Raw genomic sequence first — 22,215 nt, 5'->3', positions numbered from 1 at the left:
TTATGCCTGCTGTTGTATAAGATCCCGTTCCTCCTACGGCTACGATTTCTTTCTTTCAGGCTGCGCGGAAAAAATACTGTCCCTTTTCCTATTGAACTCAGCGATACATGCTCGGGGCAGGGCTATCCGTTCCGCCGGGAACCGGCGGAACGGATAGCCCCATGAACGGCCCCTACCAGCTCATAGCGTCTTTAATGACGTCCTGGCCAATAGCCGATCCATACTTTTCATAAACAGGAGCCAGAGCCTCCCTGAAGTCCTCGCGGTCTTCTTCGGTCAACTCATAGATCTCCATTTGCTCCCGCTCCTTAAGCTTCTCATAGGCCTCTGCGTTGAGCGAAATGGACAGCTCCCGTTCTTTCTTTGTGGCCACTTCCACCGCATCCATGACCAACTTCTTGGTTTTCTTGTTCAGACTGTCCATGAACCGTTTGTTGGTCAGCAACAGATAGTCGACCCGATTGTGCTTGGTAACCGACATGTACTTCTGCACTTCGTCCAGCTTCTTGGTATAGATATTGCTGAACGTATTGGACTGACCGTCCACAACCCCCTGTTGGAGGGCAGTGAACAGCTCGCCGAAGGCGATAGAGGACGGCGAAGCATCAAGCGTCTTATAGATGGCTGACAGCACCTCTCCGCTCTGCGTCCTGATTTTCAGGCCCTCCAAGTCTTCAGGCTTTTTGATCGGCCGTTCGTTGTTGGTGATGTTCTTAAAACCGTTGGGCCAGCACTTAAGCCCAATGATACCTTCACTTTCCAATCCCTTGAGCAGATCCTGGCCTTTGCCTTTATCCCAGAAGTCCAGCACAGCCTGATCGCTGCTGAACAAAAAAGGCATGGACGGCACATCGTACCGGGGATCATAACGGGTCAGCTTGGACATATCAGGGCAAATAAACTGCACATTATTGGCAATCAAATTTTCCACTTCATCCTTGTCACCATACAAAGAAGAGTTGGGATACACTTGGACCTTAATTTCTCCATTGGACTTTTCTTCAATATATTCCTTGAGCTTCAATGCGCCCTGATGTTTGGGCGTGTTTTCAGATACAACATGAGAAAAACGAATGACATTCACCGAATAATCCTCTGCCAAGGCCTGGCCAAGAGAGAGGAAAAAGCTGAGAGCTGATAAAATAAGCACTCTGTACAAGGACATGGAAATACCCTCCTTTGTTTGGTACATAAATACATTCATAATTTTTTCAAAAAATCTTTATGCACACATATGAACCACCCCCTTTATACAAGATAAGGTTTCCAAATTATGGAGAAGTATTTGGCTTTTTTTCATTGTGCAAACTCCCTATTCTGGGATGCGCCCGTCCGGAGTCGGTAACCACCGCCACGACAACCATCTCATCATCGTTTGGAGCATCAGGAATGCGCACTTCAAAAGACATATGATGGGACCGAGTTTTTGGGTCCATCTTATGCTTGATGGCCAAATCCAGACTTGCCCCAGCTCCAGCTCTTTTTTCCGCTGAAGGCAAAAGGGTTTGGGCGTTGTCGCACAGATGACGAAATGGGGTTCCAAAGGTCAACGTGTGTATGATTGCTGAACCATGTTCAATTTCGCCACGTAAGCCAACCAATGCACCTTTCCCAAAGGCCTCTACTTCCTTGCCGCTTATGCCCAAGGCCTTGATGGCCTGTTCCGGCAGCATGCGGCCCAGCCTTGCGGAATAGGTGTCGATCAACGGCTGCAGATCCTGTACGTACTGACTGGCGTACGGATTCTTGATCACCGCCATGGCCGCAGCAATGCGTACCGGCTTCGCAGCCTTCTTGCAGCCTTCTATGAATGTCTCATCAACAATTGTCACCACTTTCCGTATTTCTTCCTTCATCAGCCCCTCCTACGTATCGTCTTTCACCATTTGCTGTCCGGTCCAATCTTCATACAACTTCACGAGTTCCGTGTGATCATAGGCCCTGGCCCCTTTTGCATTGGCCAGATTCCAGATCTGGGACACAATACCAGGCAGAAAGGCAGGAGAGCGCAGTTCGTGTACCAGCTCTACAGCAATGGACACGTCCTTACACATCAAGTCCATGGAAAACTTGGAATCAAACTTTCTATTCAAGACAAAGCTTGGCATCTTGTACTCGCTTGACAAGTTGCGCCCCGTACTTGTGTTGATCACCTCCAACATTTTGTCCGGCTTAATGTCCAAGGCCATTCCAGCTGACAGGATTTCCACGGTAGCCAGAAAATGGGTTGCCGAAAGCAAATTATTCAACACCTTGATGCTGTGGCCACTCCCCAATGGCCCTACATGAACGATATTCGTACCCATGGTTTTCAGCATAGGGAGAACCTGGGCATATGTGCTCTCTTCTCCTCCGACCATTATGGTCAGAGTACCTTCCTCAGCCTTGGCCACACCTCCGCTTACTGGAGCATCAACCATAGCCGCACCCCTCTGCTCAACTTCTGGAGCCAAGGTCCTTGTAGACAGCGGGTTGGAGGTGGACATGTCCACAATCACCGATCCGGCTTTTAGACTTGACTTTCAACGGTCGCGGGTTACTTCCGGTGATTTTGCCTTTAATTTCAATGTCTTGAATACGAAATAAGCGTAGAACCCTACTTCATGATGCCATAAAGATTGGTTTAATCCGCCAATTGAGGCGAAATAGAAAAATTATTCTTGACTTTGTAGAACCCTACGGTTAGATTTGGGCTATGGCCCATGTGTACAAGAAGATCAAAAAAGGAAGAACCTACTATTACATTCGAGAAACCGCTCGAATCAACGGCAAGCCCAAGGTCGTCAACCAAATATACTTAGGCACCGTTGAAAAAATCATGGAGATGGCCCTTGGTCAGCAACAAGCTGGTCTGGGCAAGATCAAGGTCCAGGAGTTTGGGTCGCTTTTCCTGGCCCATCTTATCGAAAAACATATTGGTGTTGTCGATATCATTGACTCGGTCATTCCACCTGACCCCAGAGAGAAAGGTCCCACATTGGGCGAATATTTTCTCTATGCCGCTTTCAACCGGATGATCGAGCCTCGGTCAAAGCTGGGCCTGGCCAAGTGGTATGAAAACTTTGCTGTTCATCAGATCCGGCCTGCTGAGACTACTGCCCTGACCTCGCAGCGGTACTGGAAGAAATGGGACCGAGTCGATCAGCAAGCGATTGAAAAGATCTCCAGGATTTTCTTCAGCAAGGTCAACAAGGTGGAACCTCTTGATTCAGGCTGTTTTTTATTTGATACCACCAACTACTTCCATTACATGGATAGCAAAACACCGTCTGAACTCGCTGTCCGCGGCAAAAACAAGGATGGCAAGCACTGGCTCAGACAAATCGGGCTCGCTCTTCTGGTCTCTCGAACTGCCCAGATCCCTTTGTTTTACCGCGAGTTCGAGGGCAACTGCCACGACTCAAGGCTCTTCAACAGGCTTTTGCAGGAGATCTTTACCTCGCTTGATGCCCTGAACCAGGAAAAACGGGACCTCACCGTGGTCATAGACAAAGGCATGAACTCCGAGGCCAATATGGAGGCCATCGACCAGCAAGAGGGCGTTGATTTCATCACCACCTATTCCCCAGCCTTTGCGGAAGATTTGGCGCGCAAGGATCTCAGCTTTTTCAGCCCGGTGGACACGCCAAAGAACAGAGAGCTCGTTGAAAAAGGATGTGAAGACGATCAGATGGTGGCCTGGAGGACAAGCGGCCAGTACTGGGGCCGACCTCGCACTGTCGTGGTCACCTACAATCCTCGCACAGCGGCCAAACAGAGATACAGCTTCGAGAGAAAATTGGGGCGCCTCCAGGACGGCCTCTTTGAAATCAGGTCCAAGGTCAGGGCCGGGAAGAAGCAGTGGTCCACGCAGCATCAAGTTCAGCAGCGCTACAAAGACCTTTGCGAATCACTTTATCTCCCAAAAGACCTCTACGACATCGATTTCAAGGTCTCGAACCAGCGCCTTCAGATGTATTTTCGGAAGAATCATTACCGGATCAGCAAGTATATCGCCAGGTTTGGCAAAAACATTATCATCACTACGCACCATGACTGGTCCACTGACGATATTGTTCGGGCCAGCCTTGACCGGTATCAGGTCGAGCACTCCTTTCGCCAGACAAAAGCTGGAGAGTTCGCAAATCTTCGACCTATTTGGCACTGGACGGACTCAAAGATCCGCTGCCATATCTTTTCTTGCATGATTGCATTGACTTATCTGAGGTTGATGACCCTTTGGCTGAATCGAGCAGGGGTGACGTTATCAGCCGACAGCACGATGCAGGCCATGCGTAATCTCTCAAGCTGTCTCTGCTGGCCAAATGGGAAAAGAAAGCCATCTCGCGTGATCGAAGAACCGAATGAGGAACAGACAGCGATATTGCGAGCTTTTGGCTACAAAATAGAAAATGGGGTCCTACAGGAATTGAGCCAATAACCATATATTATTATTGACTTTTGGCGCTAAAACACCCCCTAAAGGGTGAAAGTCGAGTTAGAGAACAAAGGAGTCCATAACTATCTTTTATCACGCTTTGCACTACTTGACTATTGGGAAGCATTAAAATTATATGCGTTGCACTTTGAGCCAAGCTATCCAATGAATCTGCAACCTCGGCCTTGTGCTTTTGCATTTTTGCAATAGGCTCTGCATTGGTATCATATACTATAAGGTCATAGCCTGCGGCGAGCAGTCTCTTGGCCATAGGCAAACCCATCTTGCCCAGCCCGACAAATCCAATTTTCATGGTTGACTCCTTATAATGACTCAACTGCAAAAAGTCGAAGACTGGGGTTAAACGCACAAATTAAAATTTACAACTACTTGATTTCACTTAAAACTTCCAACTTAAAACTTAACACTGCCTGCAAAAACATATTTTTTGCAGGCGCATCTATAATACCGTCCAATGCCTTTTCCTCTATCTCGACTCAACTGCAAAAAGTCGAAGGCATGGGGGCAACGCACAGATTAAAATTTGCAACTCTTTGATTTTACTTAAAGCCTTCAATTTAACACTCAGCACTGCCTGCAAAAACATATTTTTTGAAGGCGCATCTATCTCGTCTTTCTTCAAGAGAGAAAAACCACGCGATTTTTTGCTACAAACTCTCATTTCTCGCCGGGATCAGATTGTATTCCGACCGGAATGTTCGATTCACAGGGAACACCAGTTTGGCATAATCCACAGCCATAGCCTTCAAATCCGTACCTTTCCTGAACATACTCCTTGCTTTGAAGCAAATGCTGACGGCACTTCACCTTGTCATGGCCGGCCTCAGTAATAGCCCGGGCCGGACAGCGGTCAATGCATTTGCCGCAGGTGCCCTGCGCATAAAACAAGCAATAGGCCTGGTGGGTTGAATATGGTCTGGGTGTTGGGGATATAACTGTCTTGGCTACCACTGACCCCACTCGTACGGCCTTGCCCTTCGGGGTGATCAGGCCGTCGCTGAGCCCAAAAGTGCCCAATCCGCAGGCGTGGGCAGCATGTCGTTCAGACCACGATGACGCATATGAAAAGCGTTCAGAGACAACCCTGGTCCAGCTTGGAGACAGTGTTGGAGGGATAGCTGCACAGCCAGATCTTTGAAGCCGATCAGCCACATGCCGACGGAGGGCTTCATTGAACAGCTCTCCGTATATCCTGTTCCTGGCCCATTCAGGCGATGGATATTTTCGAGCCCTTGCATTCGCCGAGCGTACAGAAGGCCTCTGGGGCAAGATCCAGGAAATGACAGTCAGCTCCTCTGGAGCGGCTAGCTCGTGTGGATAGTGTTGGCTAAACACTTCCCATGGGGTCCAGTGAAAAGCCCCCACGTACTCCTTGTATTGGCCCCATATGGGATCGGCCCCAGAAGCGAAGCCGACCAGGGCTTCGTCCCAGGCTGGTCCCATGGCCGCATTTCCCAGTGTATTCAAGGGGGACGTGGCAATAACCTCCTGTATCATACCCCGTACCCAGCTTGCCTGCTCTGCTGCTCCTGCGTTCATGGAGAGCTCCTATGGCTCAAAATCTTAAGCAGATGATCAATGTCCGGCTGCTCATCGCTAAGCCCCTGCAGACGAGACACCTTTCCGGCCTTGTCCTCCTCTGCGTAATAATCTGCACTCAACTCATTGAACTTGGAAATAAGCTCGTCCCAGCTCAGAGGATTGTCCGGATCCCCTTTAGGAGTGTCGACCCACGTCGTTAGCTCCTGCCCGTCCTTTGTCCTGATAACGACTGAGGCCGGCCATTTCCTGGGAAAATCTGCTTCTAATGCCTTGTCCCGCACACAGTGCACCTTGGTCATCAGCTCCTTGACCTGCGTGTCCTGCAAGTTCTTTTCGGTATACTCAGAAAGTGAGGCCCGGCCCTTGACAATGGCTACGGCCGCACCAAAAGGCATGCTGAACTGGGCATCGACAATGCTGTGTGGGTCTTGTTTCGTTTCCAAAGGATCTGCAACCAGAGAAAAACCAGCCTCCAGGATCCCGATCCGCATTTCCTCTATATCTTCAGGTGCCAAGCTGTGCTTTTGCTTCAAGTATAATATGCCATCTATGGCCGACTGCTTGTATCGGCAACAGGCGTGGGGCTTGATGCTTGTGTTGAGTACTTCAAACCTCATCCCCCAATCCTTCAGAAGATATTCCGGAACCGGGCTGGTAGTATAGGCATGCAGAAACCCATGCCGACCCTCAAGAATAGTGTCCGGTCCGGTAAATCCCTGCTTGGCCAACAGGGCAGCATTGAGCCCGCTCATGGCTGCCCACCCGGCATGCAACCTCTTGGTATAGGCCCCGGCAGCCAGAAACTCCATTGATCCGGCGGCTTGACTTCCGGCAATCCCCAAGGCATTCGTTATCCCCTCGCTATCCAAACCCATAACCTTGGCTGCGGCCACAGCCGCTCCAAAAGTGCCGCAGGTCCCGGTTGGGTGAAAGCCTTGACTGTAGTGGGCCTTGGGATCCACAGCCTTCCCCAGGCGAACCATGACCTCATATCCGGCCACGACTGCCGCAGTCAGATCCTGTCCATCCTTTTTGGCCATCCACGCTGCGCACAAGGCCGCGGGGAAAACCGCCACCCCAGGATGAAGGGAGGCTTCATTGACAACATCATCCAGTTCAAGTGAGTGAGCGGCCGTGCCCACGGTCAGAGCAGCAGCCGATGGGTTTAACTGCATATCCGTGCCCACAACCGGCATATCTTTTGGGCTCGAATCATAGACCTCGGCCATGGCTCGCTGCACACAACGAGCGGACTCAGTTGCCGCTCCCCTGATTGCAACACCAAAAAAGTCTACGCAGAGATAGGCTACCCGATCGACAACCTCGTGGCTCAAGCCGCTGAAATCGATTTCGGTACACAGTTGGGCAAGCGTGCGTGTCGTCCCCATACGCGGCTCCTTCAGAAAGTGGCCCTTCAAAGGGCACAGTCTTGGTTAACTGCTCAAGCTGCGGGCCAATGCCGATGCATCCATGATCTGGTCCAGGCCACGCACCTGTTCAATCAGCCCTTGGGCTCGCTTCTCGCTCAGATGCGGGGCTGCCGTGCTGCTGAACTTGTCCTCGATTTCCTCAAAGCTCAAGGGGTTCTCCGGGCTGCCCTTGGGATGCTCCCGGCTCTTCTCAATCTTTTGCCCGTCTGCAAGATGCACTTGCACCAATGCCCCGAACTTCCGCTCTCGAACCAGATGCGCATCCACCTTAGACAAAAGCTTTTGCAGGCCAGGATCTTGTACCTTTTGATCCGTAAACTTATCCAGAGACACCTTGCCTTCAGCAAGGGCCAAGGCGGCCAAAAACCACAGGCTAAACTTCCCCTCAACTCCGAGCTCAGGCTTTTGTATCCCTGCCGAGCTAAATGCAACTGGACCTGTCTCGATATAGATCTTGGTGACCTGATCAAGATTTGGGGTCCTTTCTGCATGGATCTCCTCCAGGAGACCTATCGCTGAATGGGTTCAGGCGCAGGTTGGATACGGCTTGAGGCTTATTTGATCAATATACCACAAGGATCCAAGACCGCGAAGGATTTCATCCTCATGGGCGTGCTCGGTGAACACCGTGAGCATGCCTAGCTCTCCCTCGATGATATGCCTTGAGCTGGTAAATCCGTCCTCAGCCAGAAAAACAGAAAGCACCCCATCCATAGCCGCCTTGCCGACATTTAACGGCTTGGACATTGTTCCGAAGACTTGGCGCACACCTCCAGCTTGAGTACCGCATATGCCCAAGGCGTTGATAACTTCTTCCTCCCTGAGCTTGAGCAGATTGCATATCCCGGCCACAGCACCGAATCTTCCGGCAGTGGATGACGAATGCCAGCCCAGCTCATAGTGGTAGCTGCCAAAGGCCTTCCCTAGACGAACGGCAACATCAATGGCCACAACCAAAGCGGCGAGCAAATCATTCCCGCTTAATCGTCTCTGCTCGGCCACAGCCAAAAGTGCCGGCAGACAGACCGAGGTGGCATGAATAACCGTTTCCTCATGATAATCGTCAAAATCAAGGGCATGAGCGATGACTCCGTTGGCCAGAGCCGCGCTGGCCGGATCAGCGGCATAGGACGCCCCCCAGATTGAAGACGAGCTCTTCCCGCCGTACTTGCGGACATAGTTGACGATATGCTTGCTGGCCGGATCATTTATGCCTCCCAAGGCACTTCCCAGGCAGTCCAAAATGCATGTCTTTGCCTTTTCCATGTGCTCAGCCGGGATATCCTCGGCCCGGGTTCCAGCAATAAACTTGCCGATGTTTTTGGTGAGCTCAGCCATGTTCTATCCTTTCTTCGAATTTTTGTCCTGGTCAAAGCTTCCCTGCTTGGCCAGGGCCAGAAAGTGGGCCACATCAATCTCTTTGGGACAGACAAAGGAGCAGGCACGAGAGGTGTGGCATCTGTAAATGCCTCGATCGCTGTATAGCAGCTTAAGCCGTTCCTCACGTGCTGTCTCCCGAGGATCCATGAGCCGCACCACACTGGCCATTGCTGCATTGGGGCCGATAAAGCTGTGATGGCTGCTAAGGCAGGCCTGGGCGCAGCAAAAACAGTTTATGCACCGGGTGGCATCAAGAAATGCCTCCAGGCTCCGGGGGAAGAGCGTGCTGTAGGACTCATCTTCGCGCAATGGTGCCGGATCAATAAGATACGGCTTGGCCTCGTGCACTCGAGAATAGGCCTGCTCAATATCTATAACTAAATCCCGAAGGACTGGGGCAATTGACAAAGGCTCGACTTGAAAATGAGTGGTCTCGAACCTTTCGATAGCCCGCTGGACAAGGAGCTCGCAGGCCAGTACCGGAGACTTGTTGACCAAAATCGAGCAGGTCCCGCATTGCCCGTGCTCACAGGAGGAGCTCCAAGCCAAGGAGGGATCAAGCTCACTGTTTATCGTCCGCAACACATCGACAAAGCGCATTATCTCACCGACTGTGACAGCGTACTCTTGCCACCAGGTCCGGTCGTGATCCGGATCATAGCGGCGTATATTCAAAGTTATATCCACAAGCCCCATTTCACGTCTCCTCGATATCCAACTTTTTAGTATTTTCGGGCAATAAAACCGAACTTCTCCGCATACTCCCCGCCGGATTCATATATATCCATGTTGATCGATCGCTTGGACAGCTCAACTGCTCCGGGCTCGGAGATCCGGGCCAAGGTATGATAGTTGAAAGCATCATCCCTTTCCGGGTAATCTTCACGGGTATGCGCGCCTCTGGACTCTCTCCGTTCGAGAGCAGACTGGGTTATGACCAAGGATACCGCCAGCAGATTATCAAGCTCCCAACGTTGGACAAGCTCCTGATTGTAGATCAAGGATGTGCATTCCATATGGATCGCCCGCGCATCCTCCTGAAGCTCACGCAGGGTATCTAGTGCACTGGATAGATCCTTTTCATTGCGAAAAACTCCAACCTTATCGCTCATTATGTTGCGCATATTGGATTTTAGCTTGTCCACATTATGCGACCCCTTGGCACTTAAGTAGCTCGAAAACTTGGTAAATGTATGCTCTCCAGCTTCGGCAGACGGTTCTGGCCTCCGAGTCGCTCCTTTCAGATTTTCCAAAACCTTGTTGCCTACGATCCTGCCCATGGTAATGAGCTCCAGGATCGAGTTGGTTGCCAGGCGGTTAAACCCGTGAAAGCTTGCACAGGCACATTCGCCGATTGCGTAGAGCCCAGGGATGGTATTAAGCGCAGAATCCTGCACCTCGCCGTGCAAAGTAGTAGGGATACCCCCCATGTGGTAGTGATTGCTTGGCCGAACTGGAGCCAGCTGTGTTTTGGGATCTATATTGACAAACTTTTGAAAGAAGGTGGAAATTTCCTTTAGCTTGACGTCATGGACGTAATCCGAGAGATGGCGCAGGTCTATCCACACATGTTCGATATTATGATCAGGATTGAGGATGCCGCGCCCTTCGCGAATTTCCATTTCATTGGCCCGGGATACCACATCCCGCGGAGCCAGATCCTTCATTTTGGGCGCATACCTCTCCATATATGGTTCCAGATCCTTGTTCCGAAGGATCCCTCCTTCTCCGCGCAAGGCTTCGCTGGCCAGTATCCCCGGTCCCACAACCCCAGTAGGGTGGAACTGAACAGCTTCCGGGTCCATCACCGGAAGCCCGTGCTGCAATACCACGCCAAGACCATCACCTGTATTATGCCGGCAGTTTGTGGTCACCCGAAACACCTGCCCGCTCCCGCCTGTGGACAAAACCGTGGCCTTTGCTCCTACATACAAGAAACGCCCATCTTTTTGATTAAAGAGGACAGCTCCAGTGCAAACTCCTTTGTCAAACACCAGCTCGGTCAGCAGATGCTGGTTATAGAACTCCACACCTTGCTTCACCGCCTCTCCCCACATGGTGTCCAAAATCCCCTTCCCTGTCCGATCGGATTCGAAAACCGCCCGGAAAGCGGAGCTCTCGCCAAAACGAATGGTATGCCCGCCAAAAGTCCTCTTGGCCAGCTTGCCTTCTTCATTTCTGGTATAAAACATCCCCCGCCGCTCAAGCCACAAGATTTCATCCCAGGCCGACTCAACAATCTGCTTGACCACGTCTTGGTCAGCAGTACAGTCCGAACCTTTCCAGGTATCAAACATGTGATACAGCGGAGAATCTGTGTGGTCGCTGGGATCAACAGCAGCTAGACCGCCCTGAGCAGTTCCTGTATGTGACTTTTGGGGATGAGGCACCTTTGTGACAACAACAATATTGGCATCCGGGCGTTTCTCCAGTATTTCCGCGACACAGCGCAGACCAGCACCGCCGGCCCCAGCAACCAGAACGTCGCATGAAATTCGATCATGAAAAACAAATTTGTTTGTCATACCCAATCCTTTATCCAACTATACAAGCTGTTTTAATGCCCCAAAGGGCCATCCAAGCCATAACACCAATCACAGCTGCCGCGACTATCTTGGAATAGAAGCCTGGACTCCGTATATAATCCTTGCTAATGGAAATCAGGCCATAGGCAGCATGGTAGGCAATAGCTAGAACAAGAGTAATATCAATAAATGTGATAAAAGCTGAGCTCATTCTTGCTGTGACCACGGAAGCATCATGGGCCATGGCCGTGTTAAGATGAGTAAAGAGCATATGGGCAGGCACAAGGACGAAAAGATAGGCAGCGGTAATGCGTTGTGCAATCCAGAATGGAGAATGCCTAGTTGATCTCACCGAGTTCCAAAACTCATATGTTATAACCACTGCCATCAGAAAAAAGAGCCCCCAGTAAAACATAGGGGTCACATTCTGACTTCCAGAAATCATAACCAGACCGAGAAACAAACTGTACAAAACAACACTTACCAAACACAAGCGAATGAGGAGATGATCCTTCCGCACGCCGAAGCTCTCATACAGCAACAGGCGAAGACCATTTACCGCATGAAATATTACAGGGACAGATAGAGCCCAAGCGAGAAAGAGAAAGAATGGAGATGTAAATATTTCCATTTTTTCTGCATACTTACCTGGGTCATCCAATGCAGACAAAGTAACTATATGGAACAAAAAGTAAACAGATAGGATAACTCCAGATATTCTATGCAGCCACGAGAACACATATGCCCATCCAAAACGTTCCGCTATACTCGAAAGGGCCTTGCAGACGTTTTTTATCGAAACTGCATACTTATTTTTCCCTGAAAGCGTCGATTCAATTGCATTGCTCATAATACGAACCCCATGCTTCAAACTTATTCCCCTTGAGCATCTAGGTATCTCAGGAACTTGCTGAAGGCGACTTCTATATGGTCACGGACGATATCTTCTATTTCTTGTCTAGCACTATGCGGATCTGTTAACTTTTGAAAAATATTTTCGTGAATTCTGTATGCCCGTTCCAAGTCTTCTTGATAATATTGGTACGAAAATTGATACCACAAGCTATGCATCCGCAAGTTGTACAGTATATCAATTAAGACTTGGTTTTCGGAGGCCTCAATGAACACATTGTGAAATACAGAGTGATGGCGCCAAAAAGATTTGGGCTCAATATGTTCTGCAGCGAATTTCATATTTTCGAGCTCAAACTGCAGGTCATCCATTGTTTTGCCATTCATTCTTGCATGCGCTTCCCGCGCGGCCAGTCCTTCCAGCCGTGCCCGAACCGGAAAGTTGTCTTCAATGTCCTTGAGTGTGATGGTCTTAACAAAGGTCCCCTTTCGGGGGATAATATGAACGAGCCCTCTTTTTTCCAAGACCCGAAAAGCTTCTCGAAGGGGAGAACGGCTCACCCCGAAGATCTTCTGCAGGTCCTGCTCAATAAGCTGCTGTCCCCCTTTGAACTTGCCCTCAAGTATGGCCTCGGTGAGTATATCTGTAATCTTCTCACCCAAGGCAGCATTTTCAAATTGGATATCACCAATATCTAACTGCATACGAAAATATCCCTGCACTGTGATTATTTATATAAATCTATATGTTATGCGTAGAGCTTTATTATCTCAATCGCATTCTGCCCGCACTCCTCCAAACATCTCTCGCATAATGTGCATTCATCTTCATTTTCTTCTATTATGGCTACTGCATCGTTGTCTGACTTGAATATATTAACCGGGCACACATTGATGCACTGCCCGCATTTCTCCACACCAATGCACTTCGTGTTGTCTATCCGTAGATTGATGAAGATACCCATTGCGTTTCCTTCCTTCTCATAGCCTTATGTTTGAGCAATACTTTCGGCCAATCGCATAATTTTTTTCGCCCTATATACAATAGGATAGTCTATGAACTTGCCGTCAACCTGAATTGCTGCCCATCCCTTGTTTTCCGCCTCTTCAAAAGCATCAACTACTCGCTGTGCAAAGTGGACTTCATTTTCACTCGGTGCGTAAACCGTGTTGCATACCTCCAACTGCGTTGGATGGATGCACAGCTTTCCCTGAAATCCCAGCTGCCTGGAACGTCGTGCATCGGCTTCCAGGGCCTCAATATTCTTGATGTCCAGCATAAAGGGCGAGTCTATGGGCGGAGATATCTTCGCCGCGCAGCACGCTACCGCGATCCTGGACCGGGGGTAGATCTGCTCCTCAGCTGTAAAGGTCATCTCAATGCCCATATCCAGGGTAAAGTCCGCCGCACCAAAGGCCACCGTGAACAGCCTTTGATGATCGGATGTTTCTGTGACGATTCGGAAAATATTCTGTACGGCCAAGGCAGTTTCAATTAAGGGCATAATCTTGATGGTGCCTTGTTCTATGCCCTTTTCTTTCTCTGCCTGAGTAAGATATGCATCAATCACATGCATATCCTCCGGCTTTTCCAACTTGGGGACCATAATACAGCCCAGGCCCTTAACAACTATTTCCTCGATATCTCTGGCAATATACTCAGTATCCAGAGCGTTGACCCGGACAAACACCTTTTTGTCGCTATTTTTTTGAATCTTGTCCTTGACGATTTTCCGGGCTTCATCTTTGAGCTTTAGAGGTACGGCGTCTTCAAGATCAATGATCACCCCATCCGCTTGGGACTGCAGGGCCTTATCGATTCGATCCTCTCTATTGCCGGGAACGAACAGTAAGCTTCGAACAGGTTCCAGGGCGGTCATGTCTCCTCCTCGGTACGCAGTTCATGTTCCAGTTGTTGCACAAAGCGCTCCATGTACGCGATTCTGGACTGGCCATACCTTTCCGCTTCGCGAGTGTGAAAGGAAGGGCTGACCTTGTTCAACAGATCGCGCAGATACTGAGCAAAGTCCGCGGCCCTCCCACTGAAGGACCCGTCGTTGAGCCCACGAACTACAGCCCGAACAATCCCCACCGCCCCGATGTATTCCAGCGCATCCGCATCCTGGGCGATCTGAGCCTCCTGCGTTTCCGGCTCCGGACCTCCATAGCGGCTGTGTGCCTCCATAACGTGCAGTGCAGGTTCAATCTTTTCTTCTTTCAGCCCGCCTTGGACCAGGATCTGTCGGGCAAGCCCCAGTCCAGCACTGTAGTGCGTCTTTCTGTCCACAGTCACCCCGACATCGTGAACCAAGGCCCCAGCCGTCAGGGCCTCTGTATCCACATCCTGTCTTTGAGCTAGATTCTGGCACCAGTTTGTCATCCGTTCTACGTGATCTGGACTGGCCACCTGTTCATCAGCCAACAGCTCACTGACTGCGGACCAGATCTTTTTTTGGACCGCATTGAGTTCCATGTTTACACCCCTTTGATCTGTTCTTTGAGAATCTTGGGTATGTCCGAAAACAAGTCCGCAACATGGATTCCGGCCTCCCGAAAGGCTGCGATCTTGCTTTTGCTGCTCCCCTTATCCCCTTCCACAATGGTCGCTGCGTGTCCAAACCGCACTCCAGGGAGATCGTCCACGAACCGACCGGCAATATAGGCTACAATCGGGGTTTGAATCCTATTCTCCACAACATACTCAGCCAGCTTCTCTTCAACCACCCCACCAGGCTCACTGAAAACCACGACTGCCTGAGTATCCGAATCCTCTTCAAAGAGCTTGATCAGATCTATAAAGTTCGATCCAACAACTGCGTCCCCGCCTACTCCAACGCACGTGCTCTGACCTATGCCATTGGTGGTCAGAAGGTTAGCCACCTCTGTAGTCATCCCTCCGCTTCGCGAGGCTATCCCCACTGATCCGGGCATATAGGCCTTCTTGACATCCACGGCAGGACCTCCAGCCATTCCCAAACGAACCACTTCCGGAGATATAAAGCCCAAGGTGTTGGGGCCGATCACCTGCGCCCCCTGTTCCCTAGCAACTTCCAGGAACTCTATGGTATCTCGCCTGGGTACCCGCTCGGTAATGACCACAATAAGCTTGATGCCGTTGTCTAAGGCCTCCAGCACCGCCCCTTTGACCAGCGGCGGAGGAACGGATATCACAGATGAGTCGGGCTGATGCTCGCGTACCGCCTGATGTACAGTGTCATAAACCGGAACGCCGTGGACGCTTTGCCCCTTTTTGCCAGGGGTCACTCCGGCCACCACCTTGGTCCCGTAATCAAGCATGTCCTTAGTAAAGGAGGTCGCTTCCCTGCCTGTAATACCCTGCACAACGACCCGAGTATTTTTGTCTGCTAAAATAGCCATATGCGTCCTTTGTAGAGCTTAGTTTGACATATTGGCCACAGCGATTTTCGCCGCCTCATCAATAGAAACCGTCCGATCGCAGAAGGTAATCCCGTACTTTTTCAGGATCTGAAAGCCTTCCTCCTCCCATGCTCCGGGAATCCTGAATACTGCAATGGCCTCTGCCGGATCCCTCTCCAGCTCCAAAACGCCCTTGACGATCCCTCTGGCCACGAGATCAACCCGGGTATTGCTGGTGACATTCATGATGACCGCAATTTTCTTCACCCCGGGGTTGGACAGAATCAGTTTGGTCAGCTCCTTGACCTTGAGCACGGAAGGATTGCCGCCGATCTCGCAGTAATTGGCCGGCTTGCCTCCATGGGCCTGAACGGCGTCAAAAGCGGTGAGCGACGCTCCCCCACCACCGATGATCAGACCAATGTCCCCATCAAACTGAATGACCCGACCGGCTACTCCTCGATGATCGAGGTTGTCTATTTCTTCGGCCTGACGCTCAAAATCAGTCTGCTCACGCAGGCTGCCTGCCCGATTACTGTCCTTGGCCATCTCCTGCAGATCCTTGTGCCGAAAGAGCGCGTCATCATCGATTTCCATATGACAGTCAGCAGCCTGAATCTGACCTTTTGAAGACAGGACAAGGGGATTGATTTCAGCTACAGTTGCATCGCAATCGAGAAAGGCATCCACCAGACGGGAAAGGACGCTCCCGATCCCGAGCAGGGCCTTGCCGCTTATGCCGGCCTCAGCAACAATGTCCCTGGCCTTGTACTCTGGAAGCCTCTCCCGCACGGAAATATGGAGCTTGTGTATCTTCTCCGGCGCTTCGCGAGCCAGGGTCTCAATATCAACTCCCCCCTCACTGGAAAAGATGACCAAAGGCTCCTTTTGAACCGTATCGTAGATCACAGAAAGAAAGTACTCCGCCTCGATCTCGAGCTTCTCCTCCAGAAGCACGTTCTGCGGCTTATAGCCTCGGAAGGTCTGGCCCAGAACATTTTTCAGCTCAGTGCCAGCTGCATCCTGATCCTGGACCTCAAACACTCCTCCGGCCTTACCTCTCCCCCCAATAGGGATTTGGACCTTCATCATGGCCGGATAGGAAAAGTCTCGCTCCTGGTCAGGAGAGCTCAAGAGCTTCCTCTGCGGCGTAGAGATCCTGAATCCAGATAAAATATCCTTTGCCTCATGTTCCAGCAGGCGCACAGCACACCCCCCCTTTTTTTAAGCAAAATGAAAAATTTCCGTTCTCTTAGCCAAAAGAGATACTTCCAAGAACCATCATCACTTCAACCCGATACGCTGTTCAATTTGCTAACCTGTATTTTGTCGACAATCTACAATATACTTTTTTCTTTTGTCAATGACTTTTCAAATTTTTGTCAAAACTCTTGCAATGCATTGCAATATAGCCAGTGTTAGGCCAGCCAAATTTTTCCTTGACCTGCTTTCATCAGGTGCATATTGTTTTCTGCACTCCCGTAGGGAAACCAACCCGTTGTAGCTCCTAAATGATACATAACGAGACTTCCATGCCCCAACCATTTACTCTGGCCCTGGCCGGAAATCCGAATTCCGGAAAGACGACTCTGTTCAACACCCTGACCGGGTCCAGGCAGCAGGTAGGCAACTATCCCGGCATCACCGTGGAAAAGCGGGAAGGAGTGCTCAAGCACGGCGAGCACAGCCTGCATATTGTCGATCTGCCCGGCACCTACTCCCTGACTACCTACTCCCAGGAAGAGCTGGTGGCCCGGAATTTCCTGGTTCAAGACAAACCTCAGGCCGTGGTAGACGTCCTGGATGCATCCAACCTGGAGCGCAACCTGTATCTCACGGTACAGTTCATGGAGCTGGGAATCCCGGTGCTGGTCGTTTTGAACATGATGGACGAGGTGGCCAAACGGGGAATGACCATCGATACCCGCAAGCTGTCCGAGCTCTTGGGCAATCCGGTTGTGGAGACCATTGCCAGGAGCGGACAGGGCAAGGAGCACCTCCTGGATGAGGCGGTGCGCCTGGCGGGCGAACGCCGGAATCAGCCCTGGCAGCCGCTGTCTATTTCCTACGGACCAGATCTTGACCCAGTCCTGGACAAGATGGCCGCTCTTATTCAGGACAAGGGGTTTCTGACCGGGACATATCCAGCCCGGTGGGTTGCCCTGAAATATCTTGAAGAAGACGAGGAAATCAGGCGTCTCGGCCGGCTGGAAGACGAGTCGGTGGCGGCTGAACTGGACGCCCTGTTTGCATCCGTAAGCAGCCACTGCCAAAAGACCTTGGACACCCATCCCGAAGCCCTCATCGCCGACTACCGGTACGGGTTCATCACCTCCCTGCTCAAGCAGGGAGTGGTCAAGCGCAAAGACGCCCTGAACCGGATTTCCTTTTCCGACAAAGCGGACAGGATCCTGACCCACAAGCTCCTGGGGCCGGGCATCATGCTTGCCGTTCTCTACGGCATGTTCCAGATCACCTTTGGATTGGGCGAAGCCCCCCTGGGCTGGGTGGAATCCTTTTTCGGCTGGCTGGGCACCAGCGTCCAAAGCCTTTTGCCTCCCGGCCTGCTGCAGTCCCTCATCGTTTCCGGCCTTATCGACGGGGTAGGGGGAGTGCTCAGTTTTGTGCCCCTTATCCTCATCATGTTCTTTGTTCTTTCTTTTTTGGAGGACTCCGGGTATATGGCCCGCATGGCCTATATGCTGGACCGGGTCATGCGCATATTCGGCCTGCACGGCTGCTCGGTCATGCCTTTTATTATTTCCGGCGGGATTCCAGGAGGGTGTGCAGTTCCGGGCCTTATGGCCGCTCGAACCCTGCGCAGTCCGAAAGAAAAGCTGGCCACAGTCCTCACCGCCCCTTTCTTAAGCTGCGGGGCCAAGGTCCCTGTGTTCTTGCTCATCAGCGGGGCCTTCTTCCCCAACCAGGCGGCCCAGGTCCTGTTCTGGACCACCCTGGCCGGCTGGGCTGTAGCCCTGATCGTGGCCCGAATCCTGCGATCGACAATCATCACTGGAGAACCCACTCCGTTTGTCATGGAGCTGCCTCCATATCGCATGCCGACCCTGAAAGGACTGTTCATCCATACCTGGGAAAGGGGCTGGCAGTACATCAAGAAGGCCGGAACCGTGATCCTGGCTATCTCCATCCTGATTTGGGCGGCCATGACCTTTCCCGGCCTGCCTGCGGAAAAGGCAGAGCAGTATACCAGCCGTATCCAGGCCCTGGAGCAGAAAATCCAGGAGGCAGCTCCCTCCCGTCAGGCGGAGCTGACCAAAAAGCTGCAGGCCGTTAGGACTCAGAAAAACGCGGAGCAACTGCAGGCGACAGCTGCCGGGCGGATAGGGACCTGGCTGGAACCGGTTTCCTCCTGGGCCGGTTTCGACTGGAAGACGAACATCGCCCTGGTCGGAGGCATCGCGGCCAAGGAGGTCATTGTCTCCTCCCTGGGCACCGCCTATTCCCTGGGCGAACAAGGGGCGGGTGCGGAAAATATTTCTCTGTCCGACAGGTTGACCAAGGACCCCGGCTGGAACAAGATCAAGGGCATAAGCCTGATGGTCTTTGTCCTTCTCTATGCCCCCTGTTTCGTGACCTTGGTGACCATGGCCAGGGAGACATCCAAGAAATGGGCCGTGTTCAGCCTGGTGTTCAACACCGCAGTAGCCTTTGCCCTGTCAGTGGGCGTCTATCAGGTGGGAACCGCAGTCTGGGGGTAGAGCTTCAGCCCCGCCCCTGCACCGGGCGGGGCTGAAGTTCTATATGGCTCTTCGACACAGGAAGTGGAATTGGATGCATAAGAGTTTGCCGTCTCTTCTGGGTGCCTTGAGCGTAAGGCCCGCACATTTTCTTGGTCCCGTCAAAAGGGGGAAACCAGGCACTCACATACATGATATGCTCAGTCCATCTGAAGGCAATGTCCATCATGTGAGTGCCTGGAGGGGGCAGGGATCCCCCTTTGGCGGGAGTTAGAAAATACCGGGCCGAAAGTGGGCACACAGAAGAGAGGGCAAACTCCAAAAATCCACAGGCTACGTCCAAGAACCCTCTATATGTAGGTCTCAAACTCGGCCAAGGCCTCTTCCAGCCTTTCCAGGGCTGGCAAAGCGACATCCTTCTTCTGCAGGGCCACCCCTCCGATCAGGGCATTGAGCAGACTGAGGGTGGCTGTGTACGACTCCAGAAAAGACGGCAGGTTGGTAGGTACAACCAGCGAAATATCCGAAAGCTGGGCAATAGGCGAAAGTTCACTGTCCGATATCCCGATCACTGTCTTCACCCTGGGCCTGATCGCCTGAGCCATCTCCACTGTCCCCCTGGTGTAGCGCTTGAAGCTGATGGCCAGGACCACGTCCTCTTTTCCCGCGGTGAGCATCTTCTCCGGCATATCGCCACAGCCGGGCCAAAGCATAAACACATTGGGGAAAAAGAAGCGAATGCAGAAATAGAAATGGAAGGAAAGCCCCAAACAGGAACGCAGCCCCAAAGAGTAGATCTTTTGCGCCCCGCACAGGGCATCCACCGCCCTATCCACATCCTCTGTTTTGACCATGGAGGTCAGTTGCTGCAGGTTGTCCATGTCCTGCCCGGCAATCCTGTGCAGAACATGCTCCCCGGATTCCAGCTGATTGGCTAAGGCCAGCAGCCGATTGGCTGTTGAATAGTTCTCCATGGACTGTCTGGCCAGTTCGTCCCGGAACTCCAGAAAGCTGGCAAACCCCAGCTTGCGCACAAACCTGGATATGGTGGCCTCAGAAACATCCGCCCGCGCCGCCAAGTCCTTGGATTTGAGCATGAAGGCCTGATTGTGATGAGCCCGAATGAACTCTGCCACTCTCTTTTCCTTTCTCGTCATCTGGACGGCATAGGAATTCAGCAGCTGAAGTATTGGTTCCATAGTGTCGTCTTTTTCCATCCAAAGTTAAAGGGATTCACCCCGCCCGCAAAAGCCTGGCCGCCTGCTGGCCCCCGATGCCGATAACAATCAGGATCAGGCCGACAAATGTGCTGGGCAGTATTGTCTCACCGACCAGAAAATGAATAAAAACCAGGGACAGGAAAGGGGAGAGGTAAATAAAGATGCTCACCTGTGCCGCAGACTGGGACAGCTTTAAGGCCATACTCCACAGCACGAAGGTGATGCCCATCTCCAGCGCCCCGACGTACAGGGCACCCAGAAGCCCCTTGAGCGGGGGCACTGAGAAGCCTTGGGTCAGAGCCAGAGCCGCTCCCACAAACAGTGTTCCAAAAATGAAGTTGAGAAACAACCGGCAGGCCGGGTCCAATGCATCCCTGGTGTTCAAGATCCAGTACAGGGCCCAGATGATCGTGCTGCCCAGGGCCAGCCCCACCCCGAGCGGATTGGAAAACTCCAGACTCCACAGGTCCCCGCGGGTGGAAATGACGTAGACTCCGCTGTAGCTGACCGCCAGGGCACACAGATCTATCAGCCGCAGGGGCTGCTTGAGCAGGGGCACAGACAAAAGGGACAATGTGATGGCCCAGGTGTAGTTCAAGGGCTGCGCTTCTTGGGCCGGCAATAGATCATAGGCCTGAAAAAGGACACAGTAATAGGCAAAGGGGTTTAAGAACCCCAGGCCGGCGGAAAGCCACACATCGCGCCCGGAGATATGCGCCAGCTGCCTGAGCCGTCCCTGAGCGGCAATGACCAGCCCCAGGACCACCACGGAGCAGGCTGACGAGTACAGCAAGAGCTCCTGCACCGTCAGCAGACGCAGGGAAAGCTTGAACGCCGAGGCCACGGTGGACCAGATCAGGACTGTGGTCAGGGCGAGAATAGTGGCTTTGGCTTGCTGTCTCATGGGAAGTGATTTCCTACCACGTCAGTCCCTTGACCGCAAACCGGACATCGTGCTTTTATGCAAGCAAAAATCAACAAAGGAGCAGCCATGTCTGATCGAATCTCGGCCAAGCCATTGGATGAACTTTCCCAAAACGAACTGGTCCAGTGGGTCATGGAGGGCTTCCGCCGGACTCTTGTCCATTACGGATTATGGCTCAGCCAGGTGGACTACCAGCTGGGGACCAAGAACATGGTGGATGTTGAGGATGAGGCCGGAGAACGATCGATTTCCATAATGCTCAAGCGCCTGTCCAAGGTGCTGGGGTTTGAAATGGAGGACGGCGTGCCCACTGCCCTGAAAAACAAAAGCCGGGATGAGCTGCTGTCCATACTGGATTCCGTCTCCGTGAACTGGCTGGCCAACGACGGGGTCTGGTTCCAGGCCGTGGAGAACACTTTTGGGATGAACGATGCCAAACGATGCAACGACACCTGCTGGACACGATTTTCCCCCTTTGAGGCCATGCGGATCAAGAAGCTGGTCGACATGCCGGAACGGCCCGGTTTGGAAGGGTTGAAGACAGCCCTGCAGCTGCGCATGTACTCCCGGGTCAACGTCCAGTCCGTTGAAGATGTGGACGATTCGACCATAATCTTTCGGATGAACGAATGCCGGGTCCAGGCGGCCAGGAAACGGAAAGGCCTGCCCGACTACCCCTGCAAGTCGGCGGGAATGGTCGAGTATCCGTACTTTGCAACCGCCATAGACGACCGGATCGTTACCGAATGCATTGGCTGCCCCCCGGACGATCACCCGGATGAGTGGTGGTGCGCCTGGAAATTTACCCTGCGAAAGTAATCGGAAAC

At 52.0% G+C, this 22,215-nt stretch carries 21 protein-coding genes and 1 pseudogene; 3 read left to right on the top strand and 19 right to left on the bottom strand.

Translation table 11 applies throughout. The features are described from left to right. Positions 1 to 172: 172 nt before the first annotated feature. From N902_RS0106350 to N902_RS20495, 4 genes and pseudogenes are all read right to left on the bottom strand, one after another. Positions 173 to 1,165 (bottom strand): DctP family TRAP transporter solute-binding subunit, encoded by a 993-nt coding sequence (locus N902_RS0106350; RefSeq protein ID WP_027370249.1) that lies wholly within the window; start codon positions 1,163 to 1,165, stop codon positions 173 to 175. A 106-nt stretch (positions 1,166 to 1,271) separates the two neighbouring features. Continuing rightward, positions 1,272 to 1,856, bottom strand: coding sequence for an amino acid synthesis family protein (locus N902_RS0106345; protein WP_027370248.1), 585 nt, complete (start codon positions 1,854 to 1,856; stop codon positions 1,272 to 1,274). A gap of 9 nt (positions 1,857 to 1,865) precedes the next feature. Beyond that, positions 1,866 to 2,318 (bottom strand): NAD-binding protein, encoded by a 453-nt coding sequence (locus tag N902_RS16720; RefSeq protein WP_341830621.1) that lies wholly within the window; start codon positions 2,316 to 2,318, stop codon positions 1,866 to 1,868. Beyond that, positions 2,292 to 2,504: pseudogene (locus N902_RS20495) on the bottom strand (NAD(P)-binding domain-containing protein); the annotation flags it as partial. The gene N902_RS16720 and the pseudogene N902_RS20495, both read right to left, overlap by 27 nt. Positions 2,505 to 2,695: 191 nt before the next feature. Here N902_RS20495 and N902_RS0106335 point away from each other — a divergent pair. Beyond that, positions 2,696 to 4,420 (top strand): IS1634 family transposase, encoded by a 1,725-nt coding sequence (locus tag N902_RS0106335; RefSeq protein WP_027370247.1) that lies wholly within the window; start codon positions 2,696 to 2,698, stop codon positions 4,418 to 4,420. Between the two features lie 10 nt (positions 4,421 to 4,430). Here N902_RS0106335 and N902_RS16715 read toward each other — a convergent pair whose 3' ends face one another. From N902_RS16715 to N902_RS16690, 13 genes are all read right to left on the bottom strand, one after another. After that, positions 4,431 to 4,730, bottom strand: coding sequence for an NAD(P)-binding domain-containing protein (locus N902_RS16715; protein ID WP_051564383.1), 300 nt, complete (start codon positions 4,728 to 4,730; stop codon positions 4,431 to 4,433). Between the two features lie 1,243 nt (positions 4,731 to 5,973). Continuing rightward, positions 5,974 to 7,368, bottom strand: coding sequence for an MmgE/PrpD family protein (locus tag N902_RS0106315; protein WP_027370245.1), 1,395 nt, complete (start codon positions 7,366 to 7,368; stop codon positions 5,974 to 5,976). A gap of 45 nt (positions 7,369 to 7,413) precedes the next feature. Continuing rightward, positions 7,414 to 7,923 (bottom strand): MmgE/PrpD family protein, encoded by a 510-nt coding sequence (locus tag N902_RS0106310; protein WP_084287910.1) that lies wholly within the window; start codon positions 7,921 to 7,923, stop codon positions 7,414 to 7,416. Between the two features lie 12 nt (positions 7,924 to 7,935). Beyond that, complete coding sequence (locus N902_RS0106305) at positions 7,936 to 8,748, bottom strand: MmgE/PrpD family protein (protein WP_027370243.1); 813 nt, start codon at positions 8,746 to 8,748, stop codon at positions 7,936 to 7,938. Between the two features lie 3 nt (positions 8,749 to 8,751). Then, complete coding sequence (locus N902_RS0106300; protein WP_027370242.1) at positions 8,752 to 9,486, bottom strand: succinate dehydrogenase/fumarate reductase iron-sulfur subunit; 735 nt, start codon at positions 9,484 to 9,486, stop codon at positions 8,752 to 8,754. Between the two features lie 26 nt (positions 9,487 to 9,512). Beyond that, positions 9,513 to 11,333: an FAD-binding protein gene (locus tag N902_RS16710; protein WP_153304153.1), complete on the bottom strand. Its 1,821-nt coding sequence runs from the start codon at positions 11,331 to 11,333 to the stop codon at positions 9,513 to 9,515. Then, on the bottom strand, positions 11,326 to 12,165 hold the full coding sequence (locus N902_RS18645; RefSeq protein ID WP_153304152.1) for a succinate dehydrogenase/fumarate reductase transmembrane subunit: 840 nt from the start codon (positions 12,163 to 12,165) through the stop codon (positions 11,326 to 11,328). Before N902_RS18645 ends, N902_RS16710 begins: the two co-directional genes overlap by 8 nt. A gap of 23 nt (positions 12,166 to 12,188) precedes the next feature. Continuing rightward, on the bottom strand, positions 12,189 to 12,872 hold the full coding sequence (locus N902_RS16700; protein ID WP_051564379.1) for a GntR family transcriptional regulator: 684 nt from the start codon (positions 12,870 to 12,872) through the stop codon (positions 12,189 to 12,191). 44 nt (positions 12,873 to 12,916) lie between these two features. Next, positions 12,917 to 13,132, bottom strand: coding sequence for a 4Fe-4S dicluster domain-containing protein (locus N902_RS0106280; RefSeq protein ID WP_027370241.1), 216 nt, complete (start codon positions 13,130 to 13,132; stop codon positions 12,917 to 12,919). 24 nt (positions 13,133 to 13,156) lie between these two features. Beyond that, complete coding sequence (locus N902_RS0106275; RefSeq protein WP_027370240.1) at positions 13,157 to 14,047, bottom strand: HpcH/HpaI aldolase/citrate lyase family protein; 891 nt, start codon at positions 14,045 to 14,047, stop codon at positions 13,157 to 13,159. Then, on the bottom strand, positions 14,044 to 14,640 hold the full coding sequence (locus N902_RS18640) for an HD domain-containing protein (protein WP_051564378.1): 597 nt from the start codon (positions 14,638 to 14,640) through the stop codon (positions 14,044 to 14,046). Before N902_RS18640 ends, N902_RS0106275 begins: the two co-directional genes overlap by 4 nt. Before the next feature lie 2 nt (positions 14,641 to 14,642). Further along, complete coding sequence (locus N902_RS0106265) at positions 14,643 to 15,545, bottom strand: succinate--CoA ligase subunit alpha (RefSeq protein ID WP_027370239.1); 903 nt, start codon at positions 15,543 to 15,545, stop codon at positions 14,643 to 14,645. Between the two features lie 18 nt (positions 15,546 to 15,563). Next, entirely contained in the window at positions 15,564 to 16,751 is a 1,188-nt protein-coding gene (locus N902_RS16690; RefSeq protein WP_051564377.1) for an ATP-grasp domain-containing protein, read from the bottom strand. 326 nt (positions 16,752 to 17,077) lie between these two features. On the opposite strand from N902_RS16690, the gene feoB reads away from it, so the two are divergent. Beyond that, on the top strand, positions 17,078 to 19,264 hold the full coding sequence (gene feoB, locus N902_RS0106255) for a ferrous iron transport protein B (RefSeq protein WP_027370238.1): 2,187 nt from the start codon (positions 17,078 to 17,080) through the stop codon (positions 19,262 to 19,264). Positions 19,265 to 19,593: 329 nt separating this feature from the next. Here feoB and N902_RS0106245 read toward each other — a convergent pair whose 3' ends face one another. Both N902_RS0106245 and N902_RS0106240 read right to left on the bottom strand, forming a co-directional pair. Continuing rightward, complete coding sequence (locus N902_RS0106245; RefSeq protein ID WP_027370236.1) at positions 19,594 to 20,442, bottom strand: MurR/RpiR family transcriptional regulator; 849 nt, start codon at positions 20,440 to 20,442, stop codon at positions 19,594 to 19,596. A gap of 34 nt (positions 20,443 to 20,476) precedes the next feature. Continuing rightward, positions 20,477 to 21,367 carry a DMT family transporter gene (locus N902_RS0106240; RefSeq protein ID WP_027370235.1) on the bottom strand — a complete coding sequence of 297 codons (891 nt, stop codon included), beginning with the start codon at positions 21,365 to 21,367 and terminating at the stop codon, positions 20,477 to 20,479. Positions 21,368 to 21,454: 87 nt separating this feature from the next. Between N902_RS0106240 and N902_RS0106235 the strand changes: the two genes are divergently transcribed. After that, positions 21,455 to 22,207, top strand: coding sequence for a DUF6125 family protein (locus N902_RS0106235; protein WP_027370234.1), 753 nt, complete (start codon positions 21,455 to 21,457; stop codon positions 22,205 to 22,207). The last annotated feature ends 8 nt before the right edge of the window (positions 22,208 to 22,215 follow it).

The organism is Desulfovermiculus halophilus DSM 18834, assembly GCF_000620765.1.
GTDB classification, from domain to species: domain Bacteria; phylum Desulfobacterota; class Desulfovibrionia; order Desulfovibrionales; family Desulfothermaceae; genus Desulfovermiculus; species Desulfovermiculus halophilus.
The sequence above is the reverse complement of the archived record's forward strand: the minus strand, read 5'-3'. Positions and strand labels throughout refer to the sequence as shown.

Excerpts from the sequence above, each read along its gene's own strand:
- N902_RS0106350 (WP_027370249.1), bottom strand. The coding sequence starts at position 1,165 with ATGTCCTTGTACAGAGTGCTTATTTTATCAGCTCTCAGCTTTTTCCTC.
- N902_RS0106345 (WP_027370248.1), bottom strand. The coding sequence starts at position 1,856 with ATGAAGGAAGAAATACGGAAAGTGGTGACAATTGTTGATGAGACATTC.
- N902_RS16720 (WP_341830621.1), bottom strand. The coding sequence starts at position 2,318 with ATGCTGAAAACCATGGGTACGAATATCGTTCATGTAGGGCCATTGGGG.
- N902_RS0106335 (WP_027370247.1), top strand. The coding sequence starts at position 2,696 with ATGGCCCATGTGTACAAGAAGATCAAAAAAGGAAGAACCTACTATTAC.
- N902_RS16715 (WP_051564383.1), bottom strand. The coding sequence starts at position 4,730 with ATGAAAATTGGATTTGTCGGGCTGGGCAAGATGGGTTTGCCTATGGCC.
- N902_RS0106315 (WP_027370245.1), bottom strand. The coding sequence starts at position 7,368 with ATGGGGACGACACGCACGCTTGCCCAACTGTGTACCGAAATCGATTTC.
- N902_RS0106305 (WP_027370243.1), bottom strand. The coding sequence starts at position 8,748 with ATGGCTGAGCTCACCAAAAACATCGGCAAGTTTATTGCTGGAACCCGG.
- N902_RS0106300 (WP_027370242.1), bottom strand. The coding sequence starts at position 9,486 with ATGGGGCTTGTGGATATAACTTTGAATATACGCCGCTATGATCCGGAT.
- N902_RS18645 (WP_153304152.1), bottom strand. The coding sequence starts at position 12,165 with ATGAGCAATGCAATTGAATCGACGCTTTCAGGGAAAAATAAGTATGCA.
- N902_RS16700 (WP_051564379.1), bottom strand. The coding sequence starts at position 12,872 with ATGCAGTTAGATATTGGTGATATCCAATTTGAAAATGCTGCCTTGGGT.
- N902_RS0106280 (WP_027370241.1), bottom strand. The coding sequence starts at position 13,132 with ATGGGTATCTTCATCAATCTACGGATAGACAACACGAAGTGCATTGGT.
- N902_RS0106275 (WP_027370240.1), bottom strand. The coding sequence starts at position 14,047 with ATGACCGCCCTGGAACCTGTTCGAAGCTTACTGTTCGTTCCCGGCAAT.
- N902_RS18640 (WP_051564378.1), bottom strand. The coding sequence starts at position 14,640 with ATGGAACTCAATGCGGTCCAAAAAAAGATCTGGTCCGCAGTCAGTGAG.
- N902_RS0106265 (WP_027370239.1), bottom strand. The coding sequence starts at position 15,545 with ATGGCTATTTTAGCAGACAAAAATACTCGGGTCGTTGTGCAGGGTATT.
- feoB (WP_027370238.1), top strand. The coding sequence starts at position 17,078 with ATGCCCCAACCATTTACTCTGGCCCTGGCCGGAAATCCGAATTCCGGA.
- N902_RS0106245 (WP_027370236.1), bottom strand. The coding sequence starts at position 20,442 with ATGGAACCAATACTTCAGCTGCTGAATTCCTATGCCGTCCAGATGACG.
- N902_RS0106240 (WP_027370235.1), bottom strand. The coding sequence starts at position 21,367 with ATGAGACAGCAAGCCAAAGCCACTATTCTCGCCCTGACCACAGTCCTG.
- N902_RS0106235 (WP_027370234.1), top strand. The coding sequence starts at position 21,455 with ATGTCTGATCGAATCTCGGCCAAGCCATTGGATGAACTTTCCCAAAAC.